The 15,345-nt window shown below is 29.4% G+C and carries 12 protein-coding genes; 3 read left to right on the top strand and 9 right to left on the bottom strand.

Annotated elements, in window-relative coordinates; genetic code table 11:
* Positions 1-10: 10 nt before the first annotated feature.
* From F7018_RS02880 to F7018_RS02860, 6 genes are all read right to left on the bottom strand, one after another.
* Positions 11-1,324 carry a DEAD/DEAH box helicase gene (locus F7018_RS02880; RefSeq protein WP_150898490.1) on the bottom strand — a complete coding sequence of 438 codons (1,314 nt, stop codon included), beginning with the start codon at positions 1,322-1,324 and terminating at the stop codon, positions 11-13.
* A gap of 108 nt (positions 1,325-1,432) precedes the next feature.
* Complete coding sequence (locus tag F7018_RS02875) at positions 1,433-2,230, bottom strand: hypothetical protein (protein ID WP_150898489.1); 798 nt, start codon at positions 2,228-2,230, stop codon at positions 1,433-1,435.
* 114 nt (positions 2,231-2,344) lie between these two features.
* Positions 2,345-3,034 carry a hypothetical protein gene (locus F7018_RS02870; RefSeq protein WP_150898488.1) on the bottom strand — a complete coding sequence of 230 codons (690 nt, stop codon included), beginning with the start codon at positions 3,032-3,034 and terminating at the stop codon, positions 2,345-2,347.
* Between the two features lie 75 nt (positions 3,035-3,109).
* Positions 3,110-3,721 carry a hypothetical protein gene (locus tag F7018_RS02865; protein ID WP_150898487.1) on the bottom strand — a complete coding sequence of 204 codons (612 nt, stop codon included), beginning with the start codon at positions 3,719-3,721 and terminating at the stop codon, positions 3,110-3,112.
* Between the two features lie 18 nt (positions 3,722-3,739).
* On the bottom strand, positions 3,740-3,907 hold the full coding sequence (locus tag F7018_RS18280) for a hypothetical protein (protein WP_175578626.1): 168 nt from the start codon (positions 3,905-3,907) through the stop codon (positions 3,740-3,742).
* Between the two features lie 29 nt (positions 3,908-3,936).
* Positions 3,937-9,432, bottom strand: a complete 5,496-nt coding sequence (locus tag F7018_RS02860) for an alpha-2-macroglobulin family protein (RefSeq protein ID WP_150898486.1) — start codon at positions 9,430-9,432, stop codon at positions 3,937-3,939.
* Positions 9,433-9,603: 171 nt separating this feature from the next.
* On the opposite strand from F7018_RS02860, the gene miaE reads away from it, so the two are divergent.
* The 3 genes from miaE (at position 9,604) to F7018_RS02845 (ending at position 11,212) form a co-directional block, all read left to right on the top strand.
* Positions 9,604-10,185 carry a tRNA-(ms[2]io[6]A)-hydroxylase gene (gene miaE, locus F7018_RS02855; protein ID WP_150898485.1) on the top strand — a complete coding sequence of 194 codons (582 nt, stop codon included), beginning with the start codon at positions 9,604-9,606 and terminating at the stop codon, positions 10,183-10,185.
* Between the two features lie 2 nt (positions 10,186-10,187).
* A complete protein-coding gene (locus F7018_RS02850; protein ID WP_150898484.1) occupies positions 10,188-10,625 on the top strand; it encodes a DUF4268 domain-containing protein in 438 nt (145 codons plus the stop codon).
* A 92-nt stretch (positions 10,626-10,717) separates the two neighbouring features.
* Positions 10,718-11,212: a CAP domain-containing protein gene (locus F7018_RS02845; RefSeq protein WP_150898483.1), complete on the top strand. Its 495-nt coding sequence runs from the start codon at positions 10,718-10,720 to the stop codon at positions 11,210-11,212.
* Between the two features lie 103 nt (positions 11,213-11,315).
* On the opposite strand, the gene F7018_RS02840 is transcribed toward F7018_RS02845, so the two are convergent.
* From F7018_RS02840 to F7018_RS02830, 3 genes are all read right to left on the bottom strand, one after another.
* Complete coding sequence (locus F7018_RS02840) at positions 11,316-13,199, bottom strand: OmpA family protein (RefSeq protein WP_150898482.1); 1,884 nt, start codon at positions 13,197-13,199, stop codon at positions 11,316-11,318.
* An 11-nt stretch (positions 13,200-13,210) separates the two neighbouring features.
* Positions 13,211-14,143 carry a PorP/SprF family type IX secretion system membrane protein gene (locus tag F7018_RS02835; protein ID WP_150899273.1) on the bottom strand — a complete coding sequence of 311 codons (933 nt, stop codon included), beginning with the start codon at positions 14,141-14,143 and terminating at the stop codon, positions 13,211-13,213.
* Positions 14,144-14,156: 13 nt separating this feature from the next.
* Positions 14,157-15,345, bottom strand: a 1,189-nt coding sequence (locus F7018_RS02830; RefSeq protein WP_175578625.1) for a gliding motility-associated C-terminal domain-containing protein, incomplete at its 5' end; no start/stop codon positions are given.

Below are 15,345 nucleotides of genomic sequence, written 5' to 3'. Positions count from 1 at the left end.
TCTAATCTTTTTAAACAATACTAATACGTACTTTTTTATTCTTTAAACGTCTATTATTTAAGCTTTCAACTAGTCGTTTTGCTTCGGTTACAGGTACTGCTATAAAAGCACAATCTTGCTTTAATTCTATCACGCCTACTTGTTCTTTAGTTAAATCTCCTTTTTTAAAGAATAATCCTGCAATATCTCCTTTTGAAATTTTATCCTTTCTTCCTCCTGAAATAAATAGGGTTTCCCAATAACGAGATTTCATTTTTTCTTTATGTGAAATATCTGCGTTAGGTGCATCTTTAATAAACTCTGGTAAATTTTCTTTTTGCCATTTTAAAATGTAAGCTGTCCCTTTTGCATTTACTCTAGCAGTTCTACCATTTCGATGTGTAAATTCCTCTATTCGTTGTGGTAACTCATAATGAATTATATATTTCATTTCTGGAATATCAATTCCTCTAGCTGCTAAATCTGTAGCCAATAATACCTGACTAGTTCCGTTTCTAAACTTGATTAATGATCGTTCACGATCTCTTTGTTCCATTCCTCCAGAAAAACAACTATGTGCTATTTTAGTCTTGGTTAAAAATTCACTGACTTGCTGAATACTATCTTTTAAATTACAAAATATAATTCCTTGCTGATTTCCTACATGTTGTAATAATTCTACTAATGTTTGATTCTTATTCTTTGAAGGAGATATCACTGTTTTTAGCGTCAACTTTTTAGGTGCTTTTCCAGTTAAGTAATTTAATATTGTTGGATTGTTTAAACGTACAAAGTCTGGAATTTCAGTCTCTTTGGTTGCTGAAGTTAAAATTCTTTTATTAATGTTAGCTAATTGATTTATAATTCCTCTCATTTCATATTCAAAACCTACTTCTAACGATTTATCAAACTCATCTAAAATTAATGTCTTTATATGCTCTTTAGAAAAACGATTATTTGTGAAATGATCTGCAATTCTCCCAGGTGTCCCAATTAAGATACTAGGTATATGTTTTAGTTCTGTTTTATCTTTCGCCATTGAACGTCCTCCATACACGGCATTTACTTTTAATCCTGTGCCCATTTCTCTAATTACCTGTTCAATTTGAATAGCTAATTCTCTTGAAGGTACTAATATTAATACCTGAACTTCTCTTTTATTCGGATCTATTAATTTTAATGTTGGTAATAGAAAACTCAATGTTTTTCCCGTTCCTGTTGGAGATAGTATTATTGTATTAGTAGTGGTATCAATTGTTGAAATGGCTTTTTGTTGCATTTCATTTAGTTCATAGATATTCAATTTGGCTAAAATATCTTCTTGTGTTTTTATACTAATCCCCATAATTCTTAAAATATCTATGAAATTTTTATTCAGGACAAAGATAGGTAGTCTTTAACTAGGAAGGATTAAGTATTTTATAAATTAAAAACATCATTTTTTTAATTTTTTCTAGCTATTTTTCATCTGCTCATATTCAAATGGGCGTATCATATTTTCTGGTAATTCAAAAAAACTAGCTCCTTTTATATTTTCTTTTACTAATTCTTCCTTTATTTCTTCTGAAATATTTATTACATTAAATACCCCCCAAAGAACATCTACATTATGCTTAAACACTCTATTTATAAACCTTAAATCATTACTTATTGTTTTTCCCGGCCTTTCTAGGTCTGGATATGAGCCTAGAGTAATTATATTCCCCTGCCCTAAACAAGCTTCTATATATTCTTCTCTGGTATTTATTGTTCCTTCAGGAAATTCTTTTATTACAATTCTATTTCCCTCTTCATCTTCCGTCAACTCTTTAAAAGTGCATTTATTATAGTCCATAACACTATCTTCACGTCCTGCTTTACCACCAGCAATATGAAAAAGATAATAATCCTTCCTAGTTTCTTTATTATATGCGCAATGCATATGAATATTATAAAAGCGATGTGGCGGTAATTGGTACTTTTCTAATACCTTTTTTACTTTTTCACTAATAATAACTCCTGCCCCTCCTTTTTCTGGACAATTTCCCCCTAATGTAAAATCACTAGACCATCGTATTATATCCATAAAAGGAGTTTCTCCGTCCCATTCTGACAAGTCTTCATAAGAATCTATTAACTCAAACTCTAATGGTAGTTCTTGGGTTGGAATAAATTGTTCTTTTTTAATAGCTCCAGCAACTTCACTAAATTGGTTACTATTTAAAATTACGTCCCATTGGAAGACTTCACTTGAAAAATTATAAAACTTCATATATTTTTATTCTACATTTACAATAATTCATCCATAGGAAAAGTTAACTTTAAAACTATGAAAAATCATTTTCTATTAATTTTAATTTCTAAACAAGGTAAGTCATTAAAAATTTTAACTTATTAATTTAATTAACTCTGAATAATATATATTTTTTTTCATAAGGCTAACTTCTAAATAAGTTAGATTTTCTTTCTGCTTTCTAAAAAATAATTGCTTAAATTCTTCTTTTAAAATAGGTAAAGATGTTTTTGTTATTATTTTTTGCTTCTCTATATCATAATCTATAACCTCTAAATTATTTACTTGAATAATACGAATTGTAACATTGTTTATTAATATCCCCCATTCAATATTAAAATGCGATTCAAATCTTATTCTATTACTCTTTAGAGTATTTATATCTGTTATTACAACACTTCTCTTATTAATTAAAATATGCTTATTTGAGTAAAAATAATTGCCTCTATATGAATCGTAGGTTATTTTACCTTTCTCTTTTATAAAAACTTTTAATTTATACTGTTTATAACTCTTTATTGACAATAAAATACCATTATCATAAGGGATAAAAACAAATTCATTATTCAATTCTGATTCAAAATGTGTTTTATCATTTATTAAACAGGGAATTTTCTTCTGTTGAAAAATTTCTTCTGTATAATCTATATTGTTTATATAAAGGGAGTAATAAACAATTTCTTGACCTCTATTTAATTCTTCGGAATCAAAAAATTTCAATTGAATTTTATTCTTAGTAAAAGCTTTATTCTCTGGGAGCTCATTTATTTTTTCTATTTTCATAATTAATTTTTCTTTTCAATTTAATTTCTAAATTTCTTTCTATAGCCCTAGAGGAAAAAATATTTTACTAAAAAACTAATTATTTTTCATCTGCTCATATTCAAATGGGCGTATCATATTTTCTGGTAATTCAAAAAAACTAGCTCCTTTTATATTTTCATTTACCAATTCTTCCTTTATTTCTTCTGAAACTTTTATTACATTAAATACCCCCCAAAGAACATCTACATTATGCTTAAACACTCTATTTATAAACCTTAAATCATTACTTATTGTTTTTCCAGGTCTTTCAAGATCTGGATATGAACCTAGAGTAATTATATTGCTCTGCCCAACATAAGCTTCTACATATTCTTCTCTTGTATTTATTGTTCCTTCAGGAAATTCTTTTACTACAATTCTATTTCCTTCTTCATCTTGCGTCAACTCTTTAAAAGTGCATTTACTATAATTCATTTCATCATCATCATACCCTCCTCTTTCTGAAAGCATGTGAAAAAGATAATAGTCTTTTCTAGTTTCTTTATTATATGCACAATGTATATGAATATTATAAAAACGATGTTGCGGTAATTGGTACTTTTCTAATACCTTTTTTACTTTTTCACTAATAATAACCCCAACTCCTCCTTTTTCTGGACAATTTCCTCCCAATGTAAAATCACTAGACCATCGTATTATATCCATAAAAGGAGTCTCTCCATCTCATTCTGACAAGTCTTCATAAGAATCTATTAACTCAAACTTTAATGGTAATTCTTGAGTTGGAATAAATTGTTCTTTATTAATAGCTCCAACAACTTCACTAAATTGGTTACTATTTAAAATTACGTCCCATTGGAAGACTTTACTTGAAAAATTATAAAACTTCATATATTTTTAACTTAGTTCCTATAATTTATTTATTTCACTACATTAACCCACTGTCCTTTTGTACGTGCTATATAATCATTATCATACATAGCTTCTACTTGTACTCCTGGTAAATAATAGGTTCCTAAATACGATGCATTTAATAATACTCTAAACGTTTTTGTTTCGTACTTATTTAAAGTAAAATAGTTACTTATACTTGCATCTCTAATATCTGTATAATCTACTTTTGAAGAGAATGCATTGTTACCAAAATCGGTAAATCTAGTATTTACAATTTCCCATCCTGACGGTATATATTCTGTTAATGCTACATTTTCTACTTTATCGTTAGTTGAGTTTCTTATCGTAATTTCAGCTATAAAGTTTGTTCCTTGCGATATACTTGTAGGATCTATACGCTCTCCTCCTTTTGTTTTATAATTTATTGTTGCTTCTAAATTCTTTTGAACTACTTTTTCTACACCTACTGGTAAAATTCCTTTGTTCAATAATCGTACATACAATACTCCTTTACTTTTATTCGAAATTTTAAATGTATTCTCTTTTTTAATTTCTTCTATATCTTCAGCATATAATGCTTTTTGAATATTGATATTTTTTGAATTACTATTGATAGTAAATTTAGCTTGAATTCCCGTATTCTCTCCATTTTTCAACGCATACTGACTCATAGCTAATAAACTAAATGCTGTAGTTTGCGTACTCATCCATTGCTCACTAGACAAGGTTTCTGCAATCTCTTTAGCTAATTTTATTGCTTTCACTTCATCATTTAACAATGTATAAGTTTCTAATGCCATTGCTTTGTTTCTAGTTTCAGAACCATAATTATAATAATATCTTCTAGAATAATTCTCTGCTGTTAAAGTTCCTAAAATAACTTTTGCAATCGATTTTTTTCCAATCAATGCATATGCTGATGCTAAACGCATTTTTGCTTCATTTGAAATACTTCTTGTTTCTCTTAAACGATTCATTGAAGCTAAATCTGGACTATTTGCTAAACTCAAAGTATACAATCTATACGCTTGCGAAAGCGCATTATTACTATAGCTTGAATTATTTCTCCAATTGCGTGCTTGCTGCTTTTGATAACTAATCCAATTTGATTTAAAACCTATTGGTAATACATATCCTTTTTTGGCTGCTTCTATCATAAAATGCCCTGCATAAGATGTTCCCCAATTATCTGCTCTAGAATTTCCTTGCCAGTAAGACAAGCCTCCATTTGCTATTTGGAAGTCTGATAATCGTTGAATTGTCGCTTTTACATTTCGTTCTATCTCTCGTTGTTTTTCTTTTGATAATTCAAATATCTCTGGTAAATACAATTGTGGAAAAGCACTTGATGTTGTTTGCTCTACACAACCATGCGGATATCGTATTAAATATCCTAAACGTTTTGTAAAATTCATTGGTGGTAAAGTAGACAATTCAACAGTAGCTGAATTTGTTCCTTTGGTTCCAAAAGTAGTGAAATCAATTTCTTTATTTTCATTTGATTTTACCACTAAATCTTTTACTTCTGTAGTTACTGGATTTGGATTTAACACATCTATTTCTACCTCATAAGATGCTTTTTCACTTCCTGAACTTGCATTTATCTTTACTTTTCCTATTCCTTTAAAATCATTTACTTTTAATGTAAAGTAAGCCATTTTTTCATCTGGCTGACTAAATGTAACTGTTTTTGTTTTGCTTCCCTCTATAGTATAAGCTTCGTTAGGAGCAACCGTAACCTTAACATTTTTAATTTCTGGTTTCATTGCAAAAACTGTTACTGGTAAGGTTACTGTTTCTTGCGGTGTTATTTTTCTAGGCAATGATGCTAAAATCATAACTGGTTTACGAACAAATGCTGTTTTTTCATCACTTCCATATGCTTCTTCTTTTGCATTTGTAGCTACTACCATTGCTCTTACCGATCCTACATACTTTGGTATTTTTATAGAATGTTTTTGAATATCTCCCTTTTCTAAATTAAATGGTCCTAAATAAGTAACCATTGGTTTGAATCGATTGGCTTTCTTATTCTTACTTCCTGCTTCTGCTTCATCTCCTCCAATACTCAATATCTGATTTACTTTTCCACCGTAAGCCCCTATTACATCATCAAAAATATCCCAAGTTCTAACTCCTAACGATTGTCTTGCATAAAATGTATTCCATGGATTTGGTGTTTTAAATCGTGTTAAGTCTAATAATCCATCATCTACCAATGCTATTGTATATGTCATTGGTTTTCCATCTTTTTCTTTTACTCTAATATTGGCAACCGATTCTGGTCTTAATTCATCTGCTAACTGTATTTCTGGCGTCAATTTTGTTGCTGGATCATTGACCATCATTGGTATTGATCCATACATTCGTATTGGTAAATCATTTACTGTTTGACTATGTTTTTGTAATAAGGATATATTCACAAAAACATTAGGTGTATAGCTTGCTAATACTGGGAAAGAGAATTTTGTTTGTTTAGCTTTTGTTGGTACCCAAAAATGATCTAATACCTCTGTTCCATTTTCTATTGTAATTAACGCTCTTCCTCCTTCTGATGACGGAAATGTTACTGTTGCTGTTTCTTTTACATTATAAGTTTCTTTATCTGTTGTAAAAACAAGCATTGTTGCATTGGTTTTATCTTGACTTCCTTTTTTCTTTCCATACCAAGACGGCCAGTCAAAATACACTACATTTGATGTTACGTGCCTGCTTTCTTTATCTGTAACTTTTATTAAATAACGTCCCCAATCATTTTCACTTATTTTTAAGTCAAATGATCCTTTTCCGTTTGCTCCTGTTTTAACTTGTACTGTTTTATAAGGCTCATGATAACGTGTTCCATCATAACTAGATAATCCATTATCCGAAGTACTCCACCACCATCTCCATGATAATTTATATACTTTTACATCCAAACGATTTGCTATTCCTACTCCTTTTTCATTAACCGTTGCTACATTAAATGTATACTTTTCGTCTGTAAACAAATAGTTTTTTGATTGCTGTTCTTCTGCATTTAATAATCCTACATAACTTGTATATGGTGATACTTTTTTAGTGAACACATCCGTACTAAAATCTCCTCCATTTTCGTAAACCTTTGTTATAAAGCTTGCTTTTAACATTCCTGGTGCTTTATTGTCTAATTTTGGTTTTACAGAAAATGTAGTTTCTCCTTCATTATTTAATTTCCCTTTTAATACTGAAAATTCTTCTGTTCCAAACCTTCTTGTAACATCATCAAAATTATAATTCTTGAATTTTGAAAATGTTGTTTTGGTTTGTCTGAATTTTCCATTGATATCCAATTTTAAGTTTCTTGCAATTGCTCCATGTAGCCATTTTACTTCTACGTCTCCATTAATTGCCTCATTAGCTTTTATTACTTCCGATGCTGTTTTTAATTTTATTTTTAAACGATTTGGTTTTATCGTTTCTATCTTTAATGTCTTTGTAAACACTGCTCCACCAATAGTCACTCTCAGTTTCCAATTTCCTGTAATTGCTTCTTGACTTGTTTTTGGCGCATACGGATATACATTATACTTGTTTTTATATAAAACTTTTCTCTCTATTATTTTGCCTTGTGGATTTATCAATTCAAATTTGATAGGATGTTTTTCTGGTAATGGATTTGCATTATCATTTAACACAAATGTTAGGTATAAATGATCTCCTGGTCGCCAAACTCCTCTTTCTCCATAAATATATCCTTTGATTCCTTTTTGAAGTTTTGTTCCTGAAACATCGAACTTACTCATTGACAAAGCATTTCCTTCATTCAATTTAATGTAAGTTGTATTATTACTTTTAGTTGCTACTGCAAAAAATGCGTTATGAATATCTTCAAAAGTTGCTATTCCTTCTTTATTGGTAGTTACTGTTTTTATTGGCTGTTGCTGTAAGTTATACAAGGTAACTTTTGATCCTGCAGCTGGTTCTGCTGTTAATAAATCAGTTACAGCTACAAACGTTTTATTGTTATTTCCTTTTTTTACTATTACTCCTAAATTAGTTGCTAAAATATTTGTACTAATTTTTTTATCGTAGTAATAAGAAGTGGTACACGGATTTTCTCTATCTCTCCAGTTATAATTATAATATCCATCACTATAATAGTTTTGGTTATCGTATTGCTTAGTATCTATTTTCTTTTTTCCGAAAACAATCGTGTTATTATTAACTACGCCATCACATGTATAATTTGAGTATTCTTGATTAAATGTAAATTCTACTCTATACATTGCTCCATCTTCAACAGTTAATATTTCTGATAAGTCAATAGCAAAAGCATTTTCTTTTGTTAAATCTACTCCTTGATTGGTTAAATTTATAGTATACTTTGCTTCTGGTCTTCCTACGTAACGTAAATTCCCTTGGTTATTTAAATTATTATACTGTAAAAACTGTAGTACATTATTTTTATAAATTTTATAAACTGTTGCATCAACCGCTTTTAAGTTAACAGCTTTAAAATTGACTTTTAAATTGCTTGAATTTGGTAAAATTGAACCGCTTTTTATAAATGAAACTGATGGCTTTAGCTGCTCAAAATGTAATGTCTTACTAAAGCTTTCTTTTAGAGCATATCCTTCTGTATTCTTTATTCCTTTAAAAACAGTTAAATCTACTTTATTTTTAAAAGTTGTTTTTGGATATACGTTTATTATGTTATTACTAATTTTATAAGTAAATCTTCTCTTTTGTGTATTTTGAAATTGAATTAAACCTCTTAAATCTTGTCCTTTTTTAATTGGATCTGAGAAACTAATTTCTATATGCTGTTTATCTGCATTTACTACTTCTGCATTTAAAACTTTAAAGTTGTTTTTTCCAGTAATTATTAAATCTCTCTCTCCTTTTGATGTAGATTTTATAGCTGTTCCATTCCATAAAACTTTTAAAACCTTATCGTCATCAAAACGTTGTAAGCTGTCTATTTTAAAATGTACTTTTGAAGCAAACTCTTCAAACGTTTCAAACTTTACATTTACTTCGCTTCCATTATAATTTGCTTTGACTAGTTCTGGTAATTTTGAACTTTCTACTACATCACTAGCTGTTAAAATTCCTTCAACAACATACTTATCTTTATTGGATACTTTTGGTGAATTTAATGAGACATTAAAAAGTAGTTCTTTGGTTTTTACTTTAATTGTAAAGTCTTTTAAACCTGAATCAATATCATTATATAATTTTGATAAATGTAATGTTAATTTGTACTCTTGATTGCTTTGTAATTTTTCACTTGGGATGAATGAAATAACATTATCTTTAAAAGTTGTTTCTCCTTTTACTTTTGGGCTAATTGTAAATACATCGTTATTTACAGTTGCTTCATCTATTTTTTTCTTTAAATAAAAATCGAACTTTGGAGTAATGGAAACTAGCTTTTCTGGAAATACAGAAACGTATTCTGTATAAGCATTGATATCACTTTCTTGGTCTCCTGTTTTTTTACATGCATTAAGAGCTAACGTTAAGATAATTAGCGCTAATATTTTAATAGTATTTCTCATAGCAAAATAGCTTTTCTTATTAATTTCTCGAAGTATATCAAAGTTACATATTTTAGAAATATCACGATCAAAAAATTACCTTAAAAATTAGCTTTTTTAAAAGAAATTTGAGAACAATTCTTTCTTGAATTTAATAATGCTTAATTTTGCCATCCATATTGAAATAAGAACATGTTAGGATTAAAATTTGAAACGGAAACTTCTTGGGCCGATATTGCTAAAGATAATTTACAACAGATATTAACTGATCACGCTTTTTTAGAGCAAAAAGCCGCGTCTAATGCTGTATCTATAATTATTAACTATTCTGAAGAAACTGAACTTGTACAAAGTATGAGTGCTATTGCTATAGAAGAAATGGAGCATTTTAAAATGGTACATGATTTTATGGTAAAAAGAGGAATGGTTTTAGGGAGAGAGCAAAAGAATGATTATGCTATTCAACTGCAAAAATTCTTTACCAAAACAAAAGATCGTACAGAAGCTTTAATTCAACGTTTATTAATTGCTGCAATTATTGAGGCTAGAAGTTGTGAACGATTCAAAGTTTTTTCTGAAAATATGGAAGACGAAGAATTATCTAAATTCTATAGAGATTTAATGATTTCTGAAGCAAATCACTACACTACTTTTTTAGGCTTTGCTAGAAAATATCAGGATAGAGAAATAGTTGACAAGAAGTGGAACGATTTAATTGCTTTTGAAGCTGAAATGATGAGAAATCGTGGAACTGCTGCTAAAGTACATGGATAAGAATGTTTAGTAAAGAAGAATCTGCTCGTTTACGTAAAGAATTTTGGACTAGCTTTGGAAAATCTTTTCCTAGAAAATGGCTTTTGTATAATACTAAAATTAAAGGTTTTGCTTTTAAATTTCAGGCTGATAGAAAAAAAGCGTCTGTTTGCTTAGATTTTGAACATCCTGAAAGTATTGCCAATGAATTACTATATGATCAGTTACTTTCTTTAAGAAAAATCTTAGAAACAGAATATTTACCTGAAGTTATATACGACGATAACTTTGAGTTAGATAATCGTAAAATTATCCATAGAATTTATGTTCCTTTTGAGAAAAAATTCAGTATTCACAACAAAAATACTTGGCGTGATTGCTATGAATTTTATATAGAAACTATGGAACAATTTGAGTTGTTTTTTTATGAATATGAGGACTTTATAAAACAGGCTATTTAACATAGGAAAATGCCCCTTTTTAACTAACTACCAATACTTTAAGTTAATTTAACCTTATATTTGTAGCTCATTTTTATAACCCCTATACCCCTATGAATAACCAACCCCTACGGTTATTGCTAGTGTTGTTTGCACTGGTTTTAACATCTTGTTCGTCAAATAGCGAAATAGAATTGGCTGGTAATCCTTCTGAGTCAACTACTGTTATCGCTGAGAAATCTATTGAATCTGAAGTATTAGTACTCATCAATAACCATCGAGTTGCTAACGGGTTACCTGTTTTAAACAAACTCCAAGCAATTAAATATCAAGCAAATAATCATACCAACTACATGATTGATCAGAATAAAATCTCACACGATTTTTTCTATCAACGTAAACAATATTTAACACAAAATGCTAATGCTACTGGTGTTGGTGAAAATGTTGCTTATGGTTATTCTTCTGCTGAATCTGTAGTAAATGCATGGATTAAAAGTGAAGGTCACAGAAAAAATATAGAAGGTAACTTTACTCATTTTGAAATTTCTGCAGAGAAAGATTCTGAAGGTAAGTGGTACTTTACTAATATTTTTATAAAGAAGTAGTTTTATTGTTTATTTGAATTATTAACAATAAGTAAAAGCCTTCATTTAACGTTTGTTAAGTGAAGGCTTTTTGGAAATAGCTACTAATATAGGGAGACACTCACTATTTATAATCGTTTAATATTATAAACTTCGATCTTCTATTTTCTTGGTGCTCTTTCTCTGTACAAGGAATATAATTACTACATTTATTAACTAATTGTTTTTCTCCATATCCTATGGCACTCTCTATCCTTTCTGGTGCAATGTTTCTTGATATGATATAATCTCTTGTTGATTTTGCTCTTTTATCAGACAATATTTCGTTATAATAATCTTCTCCTCTACTATCTGTATGTGATTCTATTTTAATAATCATATCTGGATGATTTCTAAGTACATCAACTATATTTTCTAATTCGAAAGCGGCATCTGGTCTAATATTCCATTTATCAAAATCGAAAAAGATAGGTGCTATCACAATTTCTTTATCAATTATCAATGGAGTTAGATATAAATCTTGTTTGATATTTTGATGATGAATATTTGTCGTTTCTATATTCTTTAAATCGTCTTTATAATCTAATTTTGTTCCTCTAAGTGTGTATTTCTTTTTACATTCTGCTTCAAATTCAAAAGCTCCATCTTCTGTTGTTGTTATTTTTTTAATCACTTTTCCATCTTCTCCAATAAATTCTACTAAAGCATTTGCTAAAATTTCGTTTGTTTTACTATCATACACTTTTCCACTAACCAATTGCATACATTTATATGATTCAAAACTATAAATATCATCTTTTCCTTTTCCTCCAGGCCTATTTGATGAAAAGTATCCTGTTTTATTATCTTCATTCATAAAAAAAGCAAAATCATCATACCCACTATTAAATGGAGCACCTAAGTTTTTTACTTCTGCCGAATTGTTTTTTAATAGGTCTGATTTATAAATATCTAACAACCCTAAATTTTCATAACCATCTGATGAAAAATAAAATGTGTAATCTGATGATACAAATGGAAACATATCTCTTCCATTTGTATTTATTTTATCTCCCATATTTACGGGCTTTCCATACGTATTATTGGATAAAATTGCTACTTTATAAATATCAGTTAAACCATAACCTCCAGGCATATTTGATACAAAATATAAAGTTTTATTATCTGGACTTAAGGCTGGATGTCCATTGGAATATACTTCATCATTAAATGGCAATTCTTCTATATTAGTCCATTCTCCATTTATTAAACTTGCTTTAAATATTTTTAGATGTGATGTTCCTTCTTTATCATAATCTAGTTTTTCTCTTTTATTAAGATTATTTCTAGTAAAATACATGGTTTTTCCATCATTGGTAATAGCAATATTAGATTCATGAAATCCAGTGTTTACTTTCGATGATGTTAAAGGAATTACATTTTCTATTGTTTTAGATTTTCCATAATCTATAATAGTTGCTTCATATAAATCTAAATAAGGTTCATTATTCCATTCGTACATTTTTCCTTTCTCATTTTTGGTCGAAGCAAACATGAATTTATGCTTGTGAACATAGGCTGCAAAATCAGAGTTTTTTGTATTAATATCTAAATTTGTAATCTTTATTGAATCATTATTTAGTGTTTTTAGCTTTTCGTGATCTACATTCAATATTTGAAAATTATTACTTGGTAGTTTTTCTAGCCATTCTTCAGCTTTTTTATATTCTCCAACACTTCTTAATGATTGCGCATATTTATAAATGTTCTCATTTGTTAAGCCTTCATCTTTTTGGGCTGCAATGGCATACCATTTATTTGCTTCTTTTGAATTTGAATTATTATAATAACAATCTGCTAATTTTGTTAATGTATAAGAACTACTATCCCCTCTTTTAATTGCTTTTTTATAAAATTCTGCTGCCTTTATATATGCATAGTTTTTAAAGAACTTATCTGCTACTCTTTTTTGTGAAAAAGAGTAAGAAAAGCAAAAAATCAATATTAAAAATGTAATTTTTGTCTTCATATCTATACTTTTTAAAAATATCTTGGAGATTTTACTCTACCAGGCTTAATTAATTCGAACATTAATAATACTTCATGCGTACCGCTAGAAAATTGATTAATATCCGATAGAGGATACTCATATGCGTATCCTACTCTAAACTGTTTAGATACCTGAAAATCTACAATAGCTCCTAAAGCTCCTGTAAACTCATTAAATCTATAAGATCCTCCCAACCAAAACTTTTCATTGAATAAAAAATTTGCAGTTACATCATATGATAATGGTGCTCCATTTGTTGCTTTGATTAAAGTCGCTGGTTTAAATTTCACACTATCACTCAAATCAAATACATAACCTCCTGTTAAATAATAACTCACTTTATCTACAATTCCGTAATCTACTCCACCAATTGTTAAATCGTTATGATCTATATTCAATAGTCTTGGTGCTGAAAATCCAACATACCATTTATTCGTGTGCAAATACACTCCTGCTCCGAGATTAGGTTCCCATCTATTTCTAACCCCACTAATACCAGGGTCACTTGCTTCTGCAGCTATTAACTCATCATCTAAATTATACTGAGTAAAACCTGCTTTTAATCCAAAGGCTAATTGTGTTTTATCACTTACTTTTATCGTATATGAGAAATCACCATATAAGTATGTAAATTTCTCATATCCCAACTTATCATTTATAAATGAAAACCCTACTCCAATTCTGTCATTTCTAAGTGGTGTATGAATTGACAAAGTTTGTGTTTCTGGCCCCTTATCAAAACCTGCCCATTGACTTCTATGTAGTCCTACTATACTTAATACTTGTCTACTTCCTGCGTATGCTGGATTTACCGATATTGTATTGTACATATACTGAGTAAACTGAGGTAATTGTTGGCTTTCAACATTAAATACTGTTGTAAGTATCAAAATAAAAATTATATGTAATCTGTAATTTTGCATCATAGCTTATACATTATTTGGTTCCTAAATAAATTGCTCCTGTAAATGGTTTTAATCCACTATTTTCTAATACTACTATATAGTAATATGTTCCTGCTGGTAATCTTTCTGCTGATCCGAATGTTGTTCCATCTGAAACTCCATTCCAATCATTTGCATAATTATTCGACTCGTAAACTTTTGCTCCCCAACGGTTAAATATTTTAACATTGGTTATAAACCCACAGGCTTCAACTCCTGTTACTGTAAAAAATTCATTCCATGTATCTCCATTTGGTGTTACTGCTTTAGATATTTTAACATCTTCTTCTCCACATGGCAATACAATACAGTCATCATTAATATTTATTGTTAAACTAATTGATGATAAACAACCTTCATTAGCAACTGTATAGGTAAATACATAATCTCCTAAAGCTATATTTGAAGGATCAAATGTGTTATCTGTAGTAAGTGTTACATTTCCACTTGTTACTTCCCATTCACCATCTGTACTAATGTTTGATAAATAATCGTTTAAGTCTACAATACCATCATCAATACATTTTGAATCTGCTATTGTTGTTGTTACTGTTTCTATTGTTACATTTATGTTTTGAACAAATTCTGCTGTATTTCCACAATCATCAGCAACTGTCCAAGTTCTTATTATTTGATAATCATTGTTTGTTCCATCAAAAGTATTTTCCTCTTCAAAATTTGTTTGTATGACGTTACTTGAACAATTATCTACAAATTCTAATGTTGGTACTTCTGGAATCTCATCACAACTCACATTTATGTCTGTTAAGTTTGTAACCAGTTCTGGTGCCTCATTATCTTCTACTTTAATTTCTTGAGTATGACTCACCTTATTTCCTGCACAATCTTCAGATTCCCAAACTCTAATTATTGTATACTCTGAAGGACATCCTTCTCCTTGTCCTGTCGTTGTTTCTGAGTAATTTACTGTTACTTCTGAATCACAATTATCGGTCGCGGTTAATATTACTGCCTCTGGAATTGCATCACAACTTACTGTTGTATCTGCTGGTAAGCTTTCTACAAACTCTGGTGCTTTGGTATCCTCTACTTCGATTGTTTGTGTATGTGTTGTGGTATTATTTGCACACTCACTTACTGTCCATGTTCTTGTTATTGTGTATATCGATGTACATTCATCATCCTGTCCTGTAATTGCTTCTGAGTAATTTACCGTTACC

It is taken from the genome of Tenacibaculum aiptasiae (assembly GCF_008806755.1).
Lineage (GTDB): Bacteria > Bacteroidota > Bacteroidia > Flavobacteriales > Flavobacteriaceae > Polaribacter > Polaribacter aiptasiae.
The sequence above is the reverse complement of the archived record's forward strand: the minus strand, read 5'-3'. Positions and strand labels throughout refer to the sequence as shown.

Coding starts and splice junctions, on each gene's coding strand:
- F7018_RS02865 (WP_150898487.1), bottom strand. CDS start 3,721: ATGGATATAATACGATGGTCTAGTGATTTTACATTGGGAGGAAATTGT.
- F7018_RS02870 (WP_150898488.1), bottom strand. CDS start 3,034: ATGAAAATAGAAAAAATAAATGAGCTCCCAGAGAATAAAGCTTTTACT.
- F7018_RS02880 (WP_150898490.1), bottom strand. CDS start 1,324: ATGGGGATTAGTATAAAAACACAAGAAGATATTTTAGCCAAATTGAAT.
- F7018_RS18280 (WP_175578626.1), bottom strand. CDS start 3,907: ATGAAGTTTTATAATTTTTCAAGTAAAGTCTTCCAATGGGACGTAATT.
- F7018_RS02875 (WP_150898489.1), bottom strand. CDS start 2,230: ATGAAGTTTTATAATTTTTCAAGTGAAGTCTTCCAATGGGACGTAATT.
- F7018_RS02835 (WP_150899273.1), bottom strand. CDS start 14,143: ATGCAAAATTACAGATTACATATAATTTTTATTTTGATACTTACAACA.
- F7018_RS02845 (WP_150898483.1), top strand. CDS start 10,718: ATGAATAACCAACCCCTACGGTTATTGCTAGTGTTGTTTGCACTGGTT.
- F7018_RS02850 (WP_150898484.1), top strand. CDS start 10,188: ATGTTTAGTAAAGAAGAATCTGCTCGTTTACGTAAAGAATTTTGGACT.
- miaE (WP_150898485.1), top strand. CDS start 9,604: ATGTTAGGATTAAAATTTGAAACGGAAACTTCTTGGGCCGATATTGCT.
- F7018_RS02840 (WP_150898482.1), bottom strand. CDS start 13,199: ATGAAGACAAAAATTACATTTTTAATATTGATTTTTTGCTTTTCTTAC.
- F7018_RS02860 (WP_150898486.1), bottom strand. CDS start 9,432: ATGAGAAATACTATTAAAATATTAGCGCTAATTATCTTAACGTTAGCT.